This window comes from Phycicoccus sp. HDW14 (genome assembly GCF_011383005.1).
Taxonomy (GTDB): Bacteria; Actinomycetota; Actinomycetes; order Actinomycetales; family Dermatophilaceae; genus Phycicoccus.
Genome location: NZ_CP049935.1, coordinates 306678 through 321212, shown reverse-complemented (window position 1 = coordinate 321212; position 14535 = coordinate 306678). Strand labels below are relative to the sequence as shown.

At 73.2% G+C, this 14535-nt stretch carries 14 protein-coding genes; 11 read left to right on the top strand and 3 right to left on the bottom strand.

Going from position 1 to position 14535, the window contains the following annotated elements:
* Nucleotides 1-89: 89 nt before the first annotated feature.
* From G7075_RS01665 to G7075_RS01630, 8 genes are all read left to right on the top strand, one after another.
* Nucleotides 90-1097 carry an ABC transporter permease gene (locus tag G7075_RS01665; RefSeq protein ID WP_166118250.1) on the top strand — a complete coding sequence of 336 codons (1008 nt, stop codon included), beginning with the start codon at nt 90-92 and terminating at the stop codon, nt 1095-1097.
* A complete protein-coding gene (locus G7075_RS01660; protein ID WP_166118247.1) occupies nt 1094-2077 on the top strand; it encodes an ABC transporter permease in 984 nt (327 codons plus the stop codon). Before G7075_RS01665 ends, G7075_RS01660 begins: the two co-directional genes overlap by 4 nt.
* A 7-nt stretch (nt 2078-2084) precedes the next feature.
* Nucleotides 2085-3101 (top strand): ABC transporter ATP-binding protein, encoded by a 1017-nt coding sequence (locus tag G7075_RS01655; protein ID WP_166118244.1) that lies wholly within the window; start codon nt 2085-2087, stop codon nt 3099-3101.
* Nucleotides 3098-4312 (top strand): ABC transporter ATP-binding protein, encoded by a 1215-nt coding sequence (locus tag G7075_RS01650; protein WP_166118241.1) that lies wholly within the window; start codon nt 3098-3100, stop codon nt 4310-4312. The genes G7075_RS01655 and G7075_RS01650 overlap by 4 nt, the downstream gene beginning before the upstream one ends.
* A 55-nt stretch (nt 4313-4367) precedes the next feature.
* Nucleotides 4368-4676: a 4a-hydroxytetrahydrobiopterin dehydratase gene (locus tag G7075_RS01645; RefSeq protein WP_166118237.1), complete on the top strand. Its 309-nt coding sequence runs from the start codon at nt 4368-4370 to the stop codon at nt 4674-4676.
* Complete coding sequence (locus tag G7075_RS01640; protein ID WP_166118234.1) at nt 4669-5418, top strand: VIT family protein; 750 nt, start codon at nt 4669-4671, stop codon at nt 5416-5418. The genes G7075_RS01645 and G7075_RS01640 overlap by 8 nt, the downstream gene beginning before the upstream one ends.
* Nucleotides 5418-6125, top strand: coding sequence for a type 1 glutamine amidotransferase (locus G7075_RS01635; RefSeq protein WP_166118231.1), 708 nt, complete (start codon nt 5418-5420; stop codon nt 6123-6125). Before G7075_RS01640 ends, G7075_RS01635 begins: the two co-directional genes overlap by 1 nt.
* Before the next feature lie 268 nt (nt 6126-6393).
* On the top strand, nt 6394-7365 hold the full coding sequence (locus G7075_RS01630; protein WP_166118228.1) for a hypothetical protein: 972 nt from the start codon (nt 6394-6396) through the stop codon (nt 7363-7365).
* Nucleotides 7366-7777: 412 nt separating this feature from the next.
* On the opposite strand, the gene malQ is transcribed toward G7075_RS01630, so the two are convergent.
* The 3 genes from malQ to G7075_RS20120 form a co-directional block, all read right to left on the bottom strand.
* On the bottom strand, nt 7778-9907 hold the full coding sequence (gene malQ, locus G7075_RS01625; protein WP_166118225.1) for a 4-alpha-glucanotransferase: 2130 nt from the start codon (nt 9905-9907) through the stop codon (nt 7778-7780).
* Between the two features lie 77 nt (nt 9908-9984).
* Nucleotides 9985-11634 (bottom strand): monocarboxylate uptake permease MctP, encoded by a 1650-nt coding sequence (gene mctP / locus G7075_RS01620; RefSeq protein ID WP_166118222.1) that lies wholly within the window; start codon nt 11632-11634, stop codon nt 9985-9987.
* Nucleotides 11631-11972 (bottom strand): DUF3311 domain-containing protein, encoded by a 342-nt coding sequence (locus tag G7075_RS20120; RefSeq protein WP_205860597.1) that lies wholly within the window; start codon nt 11970-11972, stop codon nt 11631-11633. The genes mctP and G7075_RS20120 overlap by 4 nt, the downstream gene beginning before the upstream one ends.
* A gap of 184 nt (nt 11973-12156) precedes the next feature.
* Between G7075_RS20120 and G7075_RS01610 the strand changes: the two genes are divergently transcribed.
* The 3 genes from G7075_RS01610 to G7075_RS01600 are packed head-to-tail and all read left to right on the top strand — an operon-like array spanning nt 12157 to nt 14474.
* Nucleotides 12157-12720 (top strand): hypothetical protein, encoded by a 564-nt coding sequence (locus tag G7075_RS01610; RefSeq protein ID WP_166118216.1) that lies wholly within the window; start codon nt 12157-12159, stop codon nt 12718-12720.
* Nucleotides 12717-13475 (top strand): M43 family zinc metalloprotease, encoded by a 759-nt coding sequence (locus tag G7075_RS01605; RefSeq protein ID WP_166118213.1) that lies wholly within the window; start codon nt 12717-12719, stop codon nt 13473-13475. The genes G7075_RS01610 and G7075_RS01605 overlap by 4 nt, the downstream gene beginning before the upstream one ends.
* A gap of 12 nt (nt 13476-13487) precedes the next feature.
* Nucleotides 13488-14474, top strand: a complete 987-nt coding sequence (locus G7075_RS01600) for a HEAT repeat domain-containing protein (RefSeq protein WP_166118211.1) — start codon at nt 13488-13490, stop codon at nt 14472-14474.
* The last annotated feature ends 61 nt before the right edge of the window (nt 14475-14535 follow it).

Here is a 14535-nt window from a genome sequence, read left to right as displayed (position 1 = left end):
CGCGCACTTCCGTATAGGGTCGGTGGCCGCCCCGGACGACGACGTCCAGGGCGGCCACTGCCGTCCACCGGAGACACCAGGAGCCACCGTTGGCGAGATTCATCATCAGACGACTGCTCCAGATGGTCGGGGTGGTCTTCATCCTCTCCCTGCTCCTGTTCTTCTGGCTGCGGTCCCTCCCCGGAGGCACCGTCTCGGCGATCCTCGGTGAGCGGGCCACGCCCGAGACCCGGGCCGCCCTCACCAAGGCCCTCGGCCTCGACCAGCCCGTCTGGGTGCAGTACGCCAAGTTCCTCGGGCGGGCGCTGCGCGGCGACTTCGGCGCCTCGACCAAGGTCCTCCCGGGCGCCGACGCGCTCGACATCTTCTTCAGCCGCTTCCCGGCCACCATCGAGCTGAGCTTCTTCTCCCTCGCCATCGCCGTCGTCCTCGCGATCCCCCTCGGGTACGTGTCGGCGCGGCGGGCCAACGGCGTCCTCGACAGCGGCCTGGTCATCGCCTCGCTCGTCGGCGTCGCGGTCCCCGTCTTCTTCCTCGCCTTCCTCCTCAAGTACCAGCTGGCCGTCGAGCACAACGTCTTCCCGGTCTCCGGCCGGCAGGACAGCCTCGGCTGCACGCGGGTCACGAACTTCTTCGTCCTCGACGGGCTGCTGACCCGCGAGTTCGACTGTTCGGTCAGCGCGCTCAAGCACCTCGTGCTGCCCTCGATCGCGCTGGCCACCATCCCGTTCGCCGTCATCTACCGGATCACCCGGGCCTCGGTCATCGAGGTGCTGGGCGAGGACTACGTGCGCACCGCCGAGTCCAAGGGCCTCACCGCCCGGGTCATCCGCGGTCGCCACGTGCTGCGCAACGCCCTGCTCCCCGTCGTGACGACGATCGGCCTCCAGACCGGTGGCCTGCTCGCCGGGGCGGTGCTCACCGAGACCGTCTTCAACTTCGGCGGCATCGGCAGCGCCCTCGCCGACGCCTTCCGCAACCGCGACTACGCCGTGCTCCAGGTGCTCATCCTCGCGGCCGCGGTCATCTACGTCGTGATCAACCTGCTCGTCGACATCGCGTACGCGGTCATCGACCCGAGGGTGAGGACCCGATGAGCCCCACGAACCCCATGAACCGCCGCAAGGACCGCATCGACGACCTCGCCGCCACGGCCGGCGGCACCGACACCCTCGTGCGCGAGGCCGGGACGGTCGACGAGAAGCCCGGCGTCTCGCTCATCGCCAGTGCGTGGAAGCGCCTGCGCCGCAACCCGGTCTTCCTGCTCGGCGCCGTCATCACCCTGCTCTTCGTCGTGCTGGCGCTCTTCTCGCCGTTCATCGCGCCGAACGACCCGGCCGCCGCCCCGCTCATCGACCAGGTCCGCCAGCAGACCAACCCGATCCCCGGCCCCCAGCCGGGCTTCCCCCTCGGCGGCGACAACGCGGGGCGCGACTTCCTCTCCCGCCTGCTCGTCGGCAGCCAGCAGACGCTCATCGTCGGGGTCTTCGCGACGGTCTTCGGTCTCGCCGGCGGCATGTCCCTCGGCATCCTCGCGGGGGCCTTCGGAGGGTGGGTCGACGCGCTCGTCATGCGCATCGTCGACGTCCTGCTCTCGATCCCCTCGCTGCTGCTCGCCTTCTCCATCGCGGCCCTGGCCTCCCGGCCGAGCCAGCTGACGGTCATCATCGCCGTCGCCGCCGTGCAGGTGCCGATCTTCGCCCGCCTGCTGCGGGGGTCGATGCTCGCCCAGCGGCACAGCGACCACGTGCTCGCCGCCCGCGCCCTCGGGGTCAGCGAGCGGGCGGTGGTGTTCCGGCACATGCTGCCCAACTCGCTCGGGCCGCTCATCGTCCAGTCCACGCTCGTGCTCGCGACCTCGATCATCGACGCCGCGGCGCTGTCCTTCCTCGGGCTCGGCAACCCCGACGACCGCCGGCCGGAGTGGGGCGCGATGCTCGGGTCGGCCCAGCAGTTCATCTACGACAACCCGCACCTCGCCGTGTACCCGGCGCTGTGCATCATCGTCGTGGCCCTCGGCTTCACCCTGATGGGCGAGTCGCTGCGCGAGGCCCTCGACCCCAAGAGCAGGAGGTGAGACGCCGATGACCGCCACGGCGACCACACCCCGGGAGAACCGGCACGGCGACGAGCCGCTGCTCTCGGTCCGCGACCTCACGGTCACCTTCACCCGCCAGGGCGAGGAGTCCTTCACCGCCGTCGACGGCGTCTCGTTCGACGTCCGCCCGGGCCAGACCGTCGGCCTCGTCGGCGAGTCCGGCTGCGGCAAGTCGGTCACCTCGCTCGCGATCATGGGCCTGCTCCCGGACCGGGGCAACCGGGTCGAGGGCAGCGCGACCTTCGACGGCACCGACCTGCTGCGCCTGTCCCCCGGCGAGATGCGCGACCGGCGCGGGCGCGACATCGCGATGATCTTCCAGGACCCGCTCTCCTCGCTGAACCCGGTCGTGCCCGTGGGCCTGCAGGTGACCGAGATCCTCGAGCGGCACCGCAAGATGTCGCGCAAGGCCGCGACGCCGCTGGCGCGCGAGCTGCTCCAGCGGGTCGGCATCCCCGACCCCGACCGCCGGCTCAAGGACTACCCGCACCAGATGAGCGGCGGCATGCGCCAGCGCGCGCTCATCGCGATGGCGCTGGCCTGCGCACCGCGGCTGCTCATCGCCGACGAGCCGACCACCGCGCTCGACGTCACCATCCAGGCCCAGATCCTCAGCCTGCTCAAGGAGCTGGTGCAGGACACCGGCACCGCGCTGGTCATGATCACCCACGACCTCGGCGTCGTGGCCGGGCTGTGCGACGAGGTCAACGTCCTGTACGGCGGGCGCATCGTCGAGCGGGCCGAGCGCCACGCCCTGTTCGGCGAGCCGCGCCACCCGTACACGAACGGGCTGCTCGCCTCGATCCCCCGGCTCGACACCGACCGGGCCCCGCTCACGCCCATCCCGGGCTCGGTGTCGGACAACCTGCCCTGGGCCCACGCGTGCGCGTTCGCCCCCCGGTGCTCGCAGCCGATCGACGTCTGCACGCAGCAGACCCCGCCCCTCGAGGAGTCCGCCGGTCGGGCCCTGCGCTGCTTCAACCCCGTCGGAGGACCGCGATGACGACCGCCGCCGAGACCGCCTCGCCCGGGCCCGAGGGCGTCACGCCGGAGGCCGACGACCGCGACCTGCTCGTCGACGCCCGCGGCGTCAAGGTGCACTTCCCCATCAAGCGCGGCGTGATCTTCGACAAGACCGTCGGGTACGTCTACGCCGTCGACGGGGTCGACCTCCAGATCCGCAGGGGTGAGACCTACGGCCTGGTCGGCGAGTCCGGCTGCGGCAAGTCGACGCTCGGCAAGGCCATCCTCAACCTCGAGCCGCCCACCGACGGAACGGTGCTCGTCGACGGCACCGACATCTCCTCGCTCAGGGGCACCGAGCTCCGGAAGCGCCGCAAGGACTTCCAGATGGTCTTCCAGGACCCCATGAGCAGCCTCGACCCGCGCCAGTCGGTCGAGTCCCTCCTCGTCGAGGGGATGAAGGCGCACGGCCTCGCGACCGACGACGCGGCCACGGCGAAGCGGCTGCGCGAGCTGCTCGCGGCCGTGGGCCTGCCCGCCGCCGCGCTCAAGAAGTACCCGCACGAGTTCTCCGGCGGCCAGCGCCAGCGCATCGGCATCGCCCGCGCGCTCGCCGTCGAGCCGAAGCTCATTGTCGCCGACGAGCCGGTCTCGGCCCTCGACGTCTCGGTGCAGGCGCAGGTCATCAACCTGCTCGAGCAGCTGCAGGACGAGTTCGACCTCACCTACCTCGTCGTCGCGCACGACCTGGCCGTCGTCCGGCACATCAGCGACCGGATCGGGGTCATGTACCTCGGCGGGCTCGTCGAGGAGGCCACCGCCGACGACCTGTACGCGACGCCCCTGCACCCGTACACGCGGGCGCTGCTGTCGGCCGTCCCGGTGCCCGACCCGGCCGCCGAGGACGCGCGCGAGCAGATCCTGCTCGTCGGCGACCTGCCCTCGCCCTCGCGCCCGCCGGCAGGGTGCCGGTTCCACACCCGCTGCCCCTGGCGCCAGGAGACCCGCTGCGACGACGAGCGCCCGCAGCTGCGGGTCGTCGAGGTCGACGGCGTGCCGGCGTCGCACCGCGTCGCCTGCCACTTCGCCGAGGAGATCGCGCGCGGTGAGATCCAGCGGCACGAGGTGACGGCCACGGCGACCGTGCAGGACTGGCGGGGGTCGGACGACGGCGACGCCATCGGGCCGGCGTCCGTCGCCGAGGCCCAGATCCACCCGACGGGCAACCAGGCCGGCCCCGCGGGCTTCTGACGGGTGAGGCTCACCTGACCTGCCACCGGGGTCGCCGGTGGCCGATGATGTCGGGATGAGCCGACTCCTCACCGACGACGAGGTCACCCGCCAGCTGGGCGACCTCCCCGGCTGGGCCCGCGAGGGCGACGCCATCGTGGCGACCCTCGAGGCCCCCGACTTCCCGGCCGCCGTCCGCCTCGTCGTGGCCGCCGCCGACGAGGCGGAGCAGATGAACCACCACCCCGACATCGACATCCGCTGGCGCACGACGCGCTGGCTGCTGAGCACCCACGACGCCGGTGGGCTGACCCAGCTCGACATCGAGCTGGCGCACCGCATCTCCGCGGCGGCCCGGGCCGAGGGCGTGGTGCTCGATGGCTGAGGTCCGCCCGGAGACCCCGGAGTCGCTCGAGGAGGCCCTCGACGCGCACACCGAGGCGCACGACGGGTCGATGGCCTCGCGCCTCAACTGGCTGCGCGCCGGTGTCCTCGGCGCCAACGACGGCATCGTCTCGACCGCCGGCCTGGTCATCGGTGTCGCCGCCGCGACGACCGACCGCGGCGCGGTGCTCACCGCCGGTCTCGCGGGGCTGGCCGCCGGTGCGCTGAGCATGGCCGTCGGCGAGTACGTGTCGGTGAGCACGCAGCGCGACTCCGAGCGCGCCCTCATCGCCAAGGAGGTCCGCGAGCTGCGCGAGGAGCCCGAGGCCGAGCTCGCGGAGCTCGCCGAGATCTACGAGGGCAAGGGCCTCTCCCCCGAGCTCGCCCTGCAGGTCGCCTCCGAGCTGACGGCGCACGACGCCCTGGCGGCCCACGCGGAGGCCGAGCTCGGCATCGACCCCGAGAACTTCACCAACCCCTGGCACGCGGCCTGGGCCTCGATGGTCGCGTTCACCGTCGGCGCCGTGCTCCCGCTGCTGGCGATCGTCCTGCCCCCGACGGGGTGGCGTGTGCCGGTGACCGTCGTCGCCGTCGTCCTCGCCCTCGCCTTCACCGGGCTGCTCAGCGCCCGGCTCGGCGACTCCGACGCCCGGCGGGCCACGGTGCGCGTCGTCGTCGGCGGGCTGCTGGCGATGGCCGTCACGTACGGCATCGGGTCGCTCGTCGGCGCCCAGGTGGGCTGATGGCTCGGCGGCTCCTCGTCGTCCAGCACGAACCGGACGACCCGCCGGGCTGGCTCGGTGGGTGGTGGGAGGACCTCGGGGTCGAGCTGTCGGTGGTCCGCGGCTTCCTCGGCGAGCCGGTGCCGCAGCGGCTGGCGGGGACCGGTGCCGACGGGCTCGTCGTGCTCGGCGGTGCGATGGGCGCCAACGACGACGCCGAGCACCCCTGGCTGACACCGACCAAGGAGCTCGTGCGCGACTCCGTGCGGCGCGGGCTGCCCGTCCTCGGCGTGTGCCTCGGGCACCAGCTGGCGTCGGTGGCGCTCGGCGGCCGAGTGGACCGCAACCCCACGGGGCGCACGGCCGGGGTCGTGCCGGTGGCCCTGACGACCGACGGCATGGGCGACCCGCTGCTCGCCGGGCTGGGCGGCTCGCTCGCGGTGCACTTCAACGACGACGTCGTGCTCGACGTGCCGCCCGGCGCGACGGTGCTCGCGCGGCTGCCCGACGGCCGGCCGCAGGCGCTGCGGTTCGGGCTGCGGGCCTGGGGTGTGCAGTTCCATCCCGAGACCTCCCCCGAGGTGTTCGCCGACTGGCTGCGCTGGGAGCGCCCGCACGGTCTCGAGGACGCCGACCGGGAGGTGCTGGCCTCGGTCGAGGCGGCCCGGGAGGCGCTGCGTTCCTCGTGGGCGCCCTTCGCCGAGCGCTTCGCCGCCCAGCTCGACTGACCGGCCCCGACCCCGCGGTTCGAGGTATCCCGCTGCCGTCACACGGTGGCCGGATACCTCGAACCGCCCGCTACCGGGTCCGCCCGCACCCCACGTCTGCCGCCAGGACGGCCTCCTGGCGGCTGGGATGGGGTGATCGCCCCCAGCCCGACCCCAGCAAGGCCGCCACTCGGCCCGCCGTCGTCCACAGGTCCGCCTCCACCGGTCGTCGTCCACAACCCCGGCGGCGCCCTCGACGACGACCGTCGTCGATGCGCACGATGGCCGCGTGCCAGAGCTGCCATTCGCGGTCCTCGAGCTGCTCGCGCGCCAGGACGGCGTCGCGAGCCGCTCCCAGCTGCTCGCCCACGGGGTGACGCCGGAGGCGTGGCGCTGGAACGCCGGCCGTGCCTGGCGTCTGCTCCTCCCCCACGTCGTCATGCTGACGCGCCAGGAGCCCAGGCCGCGGCAGAGGCTTGTGGCGGCACTCCTCTGGGCCGGCCCCGACGCGGTGCTCGCCGGTCCTACCGCCGCGCGCCTGCACGGCATCACCTCGGCCGACGAGGGCGGGACGGTCCACCTCGTCGTGCCGCGCTCCGGCTCCGACCGGCAGGCCGGGTTCGCCTGCGTGCGTCGCACGGCCTTGCGTGATCCCGGCGTCGTGGTCCGCGGCCCGCTGCGGATGTCGTCCCCCGCTCGAGCCGCAGTCGACGCCGCCGGCGCCACCCGCACCGGTGGTGAGGCGACGGCCATCCTCGTTGAGGCGGTGCAGCGACGCGCAGCCTCCCTCGACGATCTCACCGAGTGGGTCCACCGCACGCGCGCTGCCCCCGGAGGCGTCGTCCGGGTTGGCCTGGCGGCTGCCGCCACGGGGGCGTGGTCACGTCCGGAGAGCGGGTTGCTGACCGTTCTCCGGACCTCCACCGTCCTGCCCGAGCCGTGGCTGAACCCCGGTCTCGAGAGCGCCGGAGGCGTCGTGCTGCTGACCCCCGACGTCTGGTTCGACGAGGTCGCCCTCGCCGGCATGGTGCATTCCCACCGGTACCACTCACACGGTGAGGACTGGGACGCCACGGTCGACGGCGACAGCTCGCTGACGGTGGCCGGCATCGTCGTCGTCGGGGTCACGCCACGCCGGATCGAGCACCAGCCGGAGGTGGTGCTGCGCCGCTTCGAGGACGCCTACGCCGTCGCCACCCGACGGCCGCGTCCAGACGTCCGCGCGACTCCTCACTCACCGTGGTCGCATCGCGCCGCCTGACGCACCCGTGCCGGGAGCAGGTGGTGGCGCCCGACACGCCGTCACCGCCACCAGGAACGATTCCTGGCAGCCCAGCAGGGGCAGTCACCCCACCCACACCACCAGGAACGCTTCCTGGCAGCCCAGCAGGGGCAGCCACCCCACCCACACCACCAGGAACGCTTCCTGGGAGCCCAGCAGGGGCAGTCACCCCACCCACACCACCAGGAACGCTTCCTGGCAGCCCAGCAGGGGCAGCCACCCCACCCACACCACCAGGAACGCTTCCTGGCAGCCCAGCAGGGGCAGCCACCCCACCCACACCACCAGGAACGCTTCCTGGCAGCCCAGCAGGGGCAGTCACCCCACCCACACCACCAGGAACGCTTCCTGGCAGCAAGGCAGGGGCGGGCCCCCGCTGCGCCGCTCCGGGCTACCGGCCGCGGAGGGCGTCGAAGAGGGGGTCGGCGAGCGGGGACTCGCGGATGTCGTCGAGGTCCACGGCCATCCCGTCCGGCCCGGCCAGCGGCAGCCGCCAGTTGGGGTACTCGTCGTTGGTGCCCGGCTGGTTGATGGCCCGGCGGTCGCCGACGATGTCGGGCAGCGACACCGCGAGCATCCGGCTCGGGGTCTGCGCGAGCCAGCGGTGCAGCGCGACGACCGTGTCGTCGACGTCGGCGCCGGGCGCCAGCAGCCCGCGCGACTCCAGCGCCGCCCGCACCCGCCCGATCGCCGACTCCTCGAGGGCCCGCTCCTCCTCGACCGGCCGGGTGAGCAGCCCGAGCTGCTCGCGCACGGCCACGTGCTCGAGGGTCAGGTACCCCGCGGTCGGCGGGAGGTCGTGCACCGTCACCGACGAGAGGCACAGGTCGCGGTAGGACTCCGGCGGCCGCACCCGGTCGCCGTCCCACTCGAACCAGAGGATGGACGTGCCGAGCAGCCCCCGCTCGGTGAGCACCTCACGGACGTTGGGCGCCACGACCCCGAGGTCCTCGCCGATGACGACCGCCCCGGCCCGCTGCGCCTCGAGGACGAGGATGCCGAGCAGCGCCTCCTCGTCGTAGTAGACGTACGTGCCGTCGGCGGGCGTGCCCCCGGCGGGGATCCACCACAGCCGGAACAGCCCGAGGATGTGGTCGACCCGGATGCCTCCGGAGTCACGCAGCACCGTGCGCACCATGTCGCGGAACGGCGCGTACCCGAGCTCGGCGAGCCGGTCCGGGCGCCACGGCGGCTGGCTCCAGTTCTGCCCCAGCTGGTTGAACTGGTCCGGCGGCGCCCCGACGGTGACCCCACGCGCCAGGGCGTCGCCGAGCGCCCACGCGTCGGCCCCGACGGGGTGGACCCCCACGGCCAGGTCGTGGACGACCCCGAGCGACATCCCGGCGGCCGTGGCCTCCCGTTGGGCGACGGCGAGCTGGTCCTCGAGCAGCCACTGCATCCAGCGGTGCAGGTCGACCTCGTCGGCGTGGCCGGTGCGGAACGCGGCGACGGCCGGTCCGTCGGGGTCCTGCAGCTCCTCGGGCCAGGCGGTGAACGGCAACCCGTGCACGTCGGCGAGCGCGCACCACGTCGCGAAGCGCAACAGGCCGTCACCCTCGCGCTCGCAGTAGGCCGCGAAGGCCTCGGCCCGGGCGCCCGAGAGGCCGGCGTCGTGGACGAGCCGCAGGGCCTCGCGCTTGACCGCCCAGGCGGCGTCGCGGTCGATCCGCTCGCCCGCGTCCAGCGCCCGGCCCCGCGCCGCGAGGTCGAGCATCCGGCGGTGGCCGCTGGCGTCGAGGGAGGCGACCTCGGACACGTCCTCGACCCGCAGGTACAGCGGGTTGACGAACCGCCGGGTCGTCGGCAGGTAGGGCGAGGGTTCCATCGGGCTGACCGGCTCGGCGGCGTGCAGCGGGTTGACGAGGACGAAGTCGGCGTCGTGCGCGGCCGCGGCCCACGACGCGAGGTCGGCGAGGTCGCGCAGGTCGCCGACGCCCCACGAGCCGGGCGAGCGCACCTGGTAGAGCTGGGCCATCAGCCCGACGACCCGCTGCGAGGCCACCGGCTCGGGCAGCTCGAGGCGCTGGGGGGTGACGACGAGGGTGCTGGTGAGCGTCGTGGGGTCGAGCGGCGTGGCGTCGACGTCGGCGACGAGGCGGTGCCACCCGAGCGGCAGGTCGGCCGGCACCTCGAAGGTCGCCTGCCCCACCGGCACGCCGTCGACGACGCGGTCGGGGACCCACCGGTCGAGCTGGGTGAACGAGCGCCGGCCGCCGTCCTCGAGCTCGGCATGCAGGCTCACCCCCGACCCGGCGGGCACGTGCACGAGGACCTCGCGCGAGCGCCCGGCGCGGGCGACGACCGTGGCCTGGAGGGTCCGGCGCCACGGGGCGTCGGCGTGCTCGGCGAGGGCGGCCTCGACCTCGGCGTCGTCGGCCGCGGCCACCCCGAGGGCTGCGAGCACCGCGCGGATGGAGGGCGCCGACACCGCGACGTGCTGCCCCAGCCAGTCCCAGTACTCCGTCGCGACCCCGTGGGCCTGGGCGAGCTCGACGAGCCGGGGTGAGGGGGTGGGAGGCATGGCCCCATCCTGCCAACTGCCCGGGCGGGCGAAGACCACGGCTCACACCACGGCCCGCCGCCCGCCCGGCACAGGGGTCAGGGGTTGGGCGCCTCCTGGTGGATGGGCTGGGCGACCTTCTCGACCCGGGGGTCTCCCGCGTCAGCGAAGTAGTCGCCCCGGATCGTCTCGTCCTCGCCCTCCGGCGCCTTCGCGAGCCGCAGCACCAGCGTGCCGACGACGGCCACGAGCAGGTTGATGACGAACGCCGTCATCGCGATGTAGCCCATCTGCCCGATGATCGGGATCGTGTCGAGCGAGCCGCCGAAGTGGTTGATGCCGGCTCGCGGGTTCGCGACGCTCCACGCCTGCCACGTGCCGTAGACCATCCCGACGGCCCAGCCGGCGGTGAGGGCCCAGCGGTGCAGCCAGCGGGTGTAGAGCCCGAGGACGACGGCGGGGAAGGTCTGGAGGATCCAGATGCCGCCGAGCAGCTGGAAGTTGATCGCGTTCTGCTTGTCGAGCGCGAGCACGAACACCAGCGCGAAGGCCTTGACGACGAGGGAGACGAGCTTGGAGACCTTGGCCTCCTGCTTGGGCGTCGCGTCGGGCTTCAGCCACTCCTTGTAGATGTTGCGTGTGAAGGTGTTCGCGGCCGCGATGGACATGATGGCCGCAGGCACGAGTGCGCCGATCGCGATGGCCGCGAACGCGACTCCCGCGAACCACGACGGGAACGAGTCCTCGAAGAGCTGCGGGATGACCAGCTGCGCGTTCGGCTTGCCGTCGAGCCCGATCGGCCTGGTGCCGGCGGCGATCGCCACCCAGCCGAGGAGCGCCAGCAGCCCGAGGACGAACGAGTACGCCGGAAGGATGGCGGCGTTGCGCCGGATGGTGTTCCGCGAGCTCGCCGAGAGGCTGGCCGTGATCGAGTGCGGGTACATGAAGAGCGCGAGCGCCGACCCGAGCCCGAGCGTCGCGTACGCCCACTGCGCCTGGGCACCGGGGATGAACGCGCCGGTGGGCTTGCCGTCCACCGGGTTCGGCTTCGCCATCTTCTGCTCGGCCGCCGAGAACACGGCGTCCCACCCACCGACCTTGCTCGGCAGGTAGACGATCGCGATGATGATCACGAGGTAGATGAGCGTGTCCTTGACGAAGGCGATGACCGCCGGCGCGCGCAGGCCGCTCGAGTACGTGTACGCCGCCAGCAGCGCGAACGCGATGAACAGCGGCAGGTCCTTGGCGATGACGTTGCTGCCGCCGCCGAGCCCGATGACCTCGAGCACCGCCTGGATGCCGACGAGCTGCAGCGCGATGTACGGCATCGTCGCGAGGAAACCGGTGACCGCGACGGCGAGCGACAGTCCGCGAGAACCGAACCGGCCGCGCACGAAGTCCGCGGTCGTCACGTAGCCGTGCCGGTGGCTGACCGACCAGAGCCGCCCCATGAAGACGAAGATGATCGGGTACAGCACGATCGTGTAGGGCACCGCGAAGAAGCCCGAGACCGCACCCGCGCCGAACATCGCGGCGGGGACGGCGACGAACGTGTACGCCGTGTAGAGGTCGCCGCCGAGCAGGAACCACGTCACCCAGGTGCCGAACGAGCGTCCGCCGAGGCCCCACTCGTCGAGCGACTCCATCGACGTCGGCCGCCGCCACCGGGTGGCGAGGAAGCCCATGACGGTGACGAGGAGGAACAGGACGACGAGGACGACGAGCGCGGTGCCGTCGATGCCGCTCACGACCGCTCCCCCGTCCGGTTCGTGGCGTCACCCGAGGCGTCGCCCGAGCCGTCGACCATCGGCCGGTGCGGCCGGGCGACGAGGACGATGCGGTACGCGGTGTAGGTGAACGCGGAGCAGAGGAAGACCCAGAGGAACTGGTACCAGATGAAGAACGGGAAGCCCCAGAGCCTCGGCTCGACCCGGCTGTAGCTGCTCACCCACAGCAGCGCCACGACCGGGACCGCGAGCAGCACGCCGGCGACGACGAGCAGGCCCGTGCGGGCGGGTGGGACGGTGTCGTGGTCGACCTCGTCGCGGCGTCCTCCGCCGGCGTCGGCCTGGTCTGTGGTGGTCACAGGAACCTCCTCGTTCCCCCGGGACGTCCGGCGGTCGCCGGACCACGAGCCACCGTAGGGACTCCGCCCCCCGGTGTGGGGGTTGCGTGCGGGCCTGATCGCGGCCCCTCGGGACGCCGCGTGTATCAGCACCCCCGGGCCACCCTCCTCACCCCCGACCGACCGCACGAGGAGAGGCGAGACGATGACCGACATCAGGTTCGACGGCGACTGGATCCACCTGGAGGCCGCCGTCACCAAGTCCGCGACGAGCGACTTCATGCTCGACACCCCCGGCCGCCGCAAGACCAACACCCCGTTCCGGCGCGCGCTCGTCCACGACTTCGACGACGGCCTGACCCTCAACTGGGACCGCGACTACCCCGGCGGCGTGACGATCAACGACCTGAAGACCGTGCACGGCGCGACGAACGGCGACTGGCTGGTCGTCCGCTCGCGCATCGTGCAGCAGTTCGGCACCGACCTCATGCTCGACGGCGGCAAGGAGCGCCGGGCCGTGACGACGATCTTCCGTCCCCGGCGCGGCAACCCCTACCGCCGGGCGCTGGTCCACGCGTGGGAGGACACCCTCGTCGTGAACTTCAACCGCGACTACGTCGGCGGGGTGGTCATCGAGGGCGCGGTCAGCGTGCCGGGGCAGCTGAACGTCGGCGGCCAGGACGTCGCGACCGTGCTCGCGTCGCTGCAGAGCCAGGTCACCGCGCTCACCGCCCGGGTCACCGAGCTCGAGGGACGGGTCGGGCCGTGACCGTCGCGTCCGTGCGGCAGGCGATGTCCTGCATGGGCCTCGGCGGCACGGGGAACCTCTCGGTGATGCGCGAGGTGCTCGGCTTCTGGCGCGGCACACCACCCACCGACCCCGACACCTCCGCGCCGGTCGCGGTCTCGCTCGGGCAGGCCTTCGACGGCCTGTCGCGCGGCCACGTCAACCTCAACCTCATCGAGGTCGGCCTCGACCTGCTCTCCTCGTCCGACATGGCCGCCGCCGACGACAAGGTCGACTACGCCGTGCACCGCACCCGGCAGATCTACGCGACCCGCCAGCTCGGCCTCGGTCGGGTGCAGTACTTCTGGGTGACGGCGGCGGCATCGAACGGCCGCGACGACCTCGGTAGCGAGTCGGAGGCGGACAGCCTCTCCGACGAGTGGAGCGTCCGCAACGACGGGGTCGACATGTTCATCGTCCGCAACATCAGCGACACCGACTTCGTCGGGATCTCGCCGGTGCCGGGCGACTGCGACAAGGGCGACAAGGACGACGGGCTGATCGGCGGCGAGATCGGACGCGACGCGGAAGGGTTCTCCCGCACCGTCGCCCACGAGCTCGGCCACTTCCTCAACCTGTCCCACAACCACGGTGAGGACTGCCCCACCGCCACGAGCGCCCGGGAGAACCTCATGGCCCAGACCCGGTGCGCGGTGAGCACCCGAAGCTCGGTGCTGCTCACCTCCTCCCAGGGCTCGACGATGCGCGGCCGCTGCCAGGTCCGCGGCGGCTGCTGAGGAAGGAACACCATGCCCACCGACCCCACACCCCTCGACCACCGCTCCGACGCGGCGCTCGCCCGGCTGGCCCGGGCCACCCGGCCCGACGTCGCGCGCGAGAGCCTCGCGGTGCTCGCGCGCCGCGACGCCGGCACGCTGCCGGCCCTCAGCCGTGACCTCGTCCTCGGCCACGCGGACGAACGGGTCCGCGCCCGGGCCGCCGTCGTCCTCGGCCGGATCCCCGGCCGGGCCACCCAGGACGCCCTCGAGGCCGCCCTCGGCACCGACAGCCCGGCCGTGCTGCGGCGCGTCGTCGGCGCCCTCGGCCGGGTCGGCGACGCCGGCGCCCTCGAGGCCCTCGACCGGCTGCCACTCGACCCCGCGACACCGGTCGGGCGGGACCTGCGGATGGCCCGCACGCTGCTGTCGTACCGGCACGGCCTCGAGGCCGCCCTCGTCGAGCCGCTGCCGACGACCTCGTACGCGGCCGAGCGCGGGCGCACCATCGAGTGGGCGCGCGGCGGCTCGATGCCCAAGCGGGCCATCGTCGCCTCGGCCGAGCGCGAGCTGCCCGGTCTCGCCGTCGCGACGTCGTCGGTGCACCCGTACGTGTGCTCGGGGCACCCGGGCGCACTGGCCCTCGACGCCGGCCTGCGGGGCAGCGCGCCGGAGACCGTGCTCGGTGCACCCCGGTTGCTCGGGGCGATCCTGCGCGAGCGGGTCTGCTCCGAGCGCTACAGCCTGGACGCCTACCTCCTCGCCGACCAGCGGGACGGCGGCCGGGTCTGGCTCGTGCGACCGGACGGCACGCTCGTGCACTCCGGCACGACGTCGGTCGACGGCCCGGTCGTCTCCTTCGTCGTCGACGGGTCGAGGGCGCCCTACGGCTCGCCGGTGCGCGTCACGGGCCGCTACGACACGGGCACGGGCCGGCTGGTGGTCGACGAGGCGCTCGTCGCCTCGCCGTCGACCCGGGCCGTGCGCGCCACCCCACCGGCGCTGCGTCCGGTCGGCTGACCGACGCCTTCCGACCCACCCCGCACCCATCCCGGACCCACCCCTCCGGGGTGCCGACCGT

What these genes read in the sequence shown, in the direction of transcription:
- G7075_RS01660 (WP_166118247.1), top strand. Translation starts at nt 1,094, where the DNA reads ATGAGCCCCACGAACCCCATGAACCGCCGCAAGGACCGCATCGACGAC.
- G7075_RS01655 (WP_166118244.1), top strand. Translation starts at nt 2,085, where the DNA reads ATGACCGCCACGGCGACCACACCCCGGGAGAACCGGCACGGCGACGAG.
- G7075_RS01650 (WP_166118241.1), top strand. Translation starts at nt 3,098, where the DNA reads ATGACGACCGCCGCCGAGACCGCCTCGCCCGGGCCCGAGGGCGTCACG.
- G7075_RS01645 (WP_166118237.1), top strand. Translation starts at nt 4,368, where the DNA reads ATGAGCCGACTCCTCACCGACGACGAGGTCACCCGCCAGCTGGGCGAC.
- G7075_RS01640 (WP_166118234.1), top strand. Translation starts at nt 4,669, where the DNA reads ATGGCTGAGGTCCGCCCGGAGACCCCGGAGTCGCTCGAGGAGGCCCTC.
- G7075_RS01635 (WP_166118231.1), top strand. Translation starts at nt 5,418, where the DNA reads ATGGCTCGGCGGCTCCTCGTCGTCCAGCACGAACCGGACGACCCGCCG.
- malQ (WP_166118225.1), bottom strand. Translation starts at nt 9,907, where the DNA reads ATGCCTCCCACCCCCTCACCCCGGCTCGTCGAGCTCGCCCAGGCCCAC.
- G7075_RS01610 (WP_166118216.1), top strand. Translation starts at nt 12,157, where the DNA reads ATGACCGACATCAGGTTCGACGGCGACTGGATCCACCTGGAGGCCGCC.
- G7075_RS01600 (WP_166118211.1), top strand. Translation starts at nt 13,488, where the DNA reads ATGCCCACCGACCCCACACCCCTCGACCACCGCTCCGACGCGGCGCTC.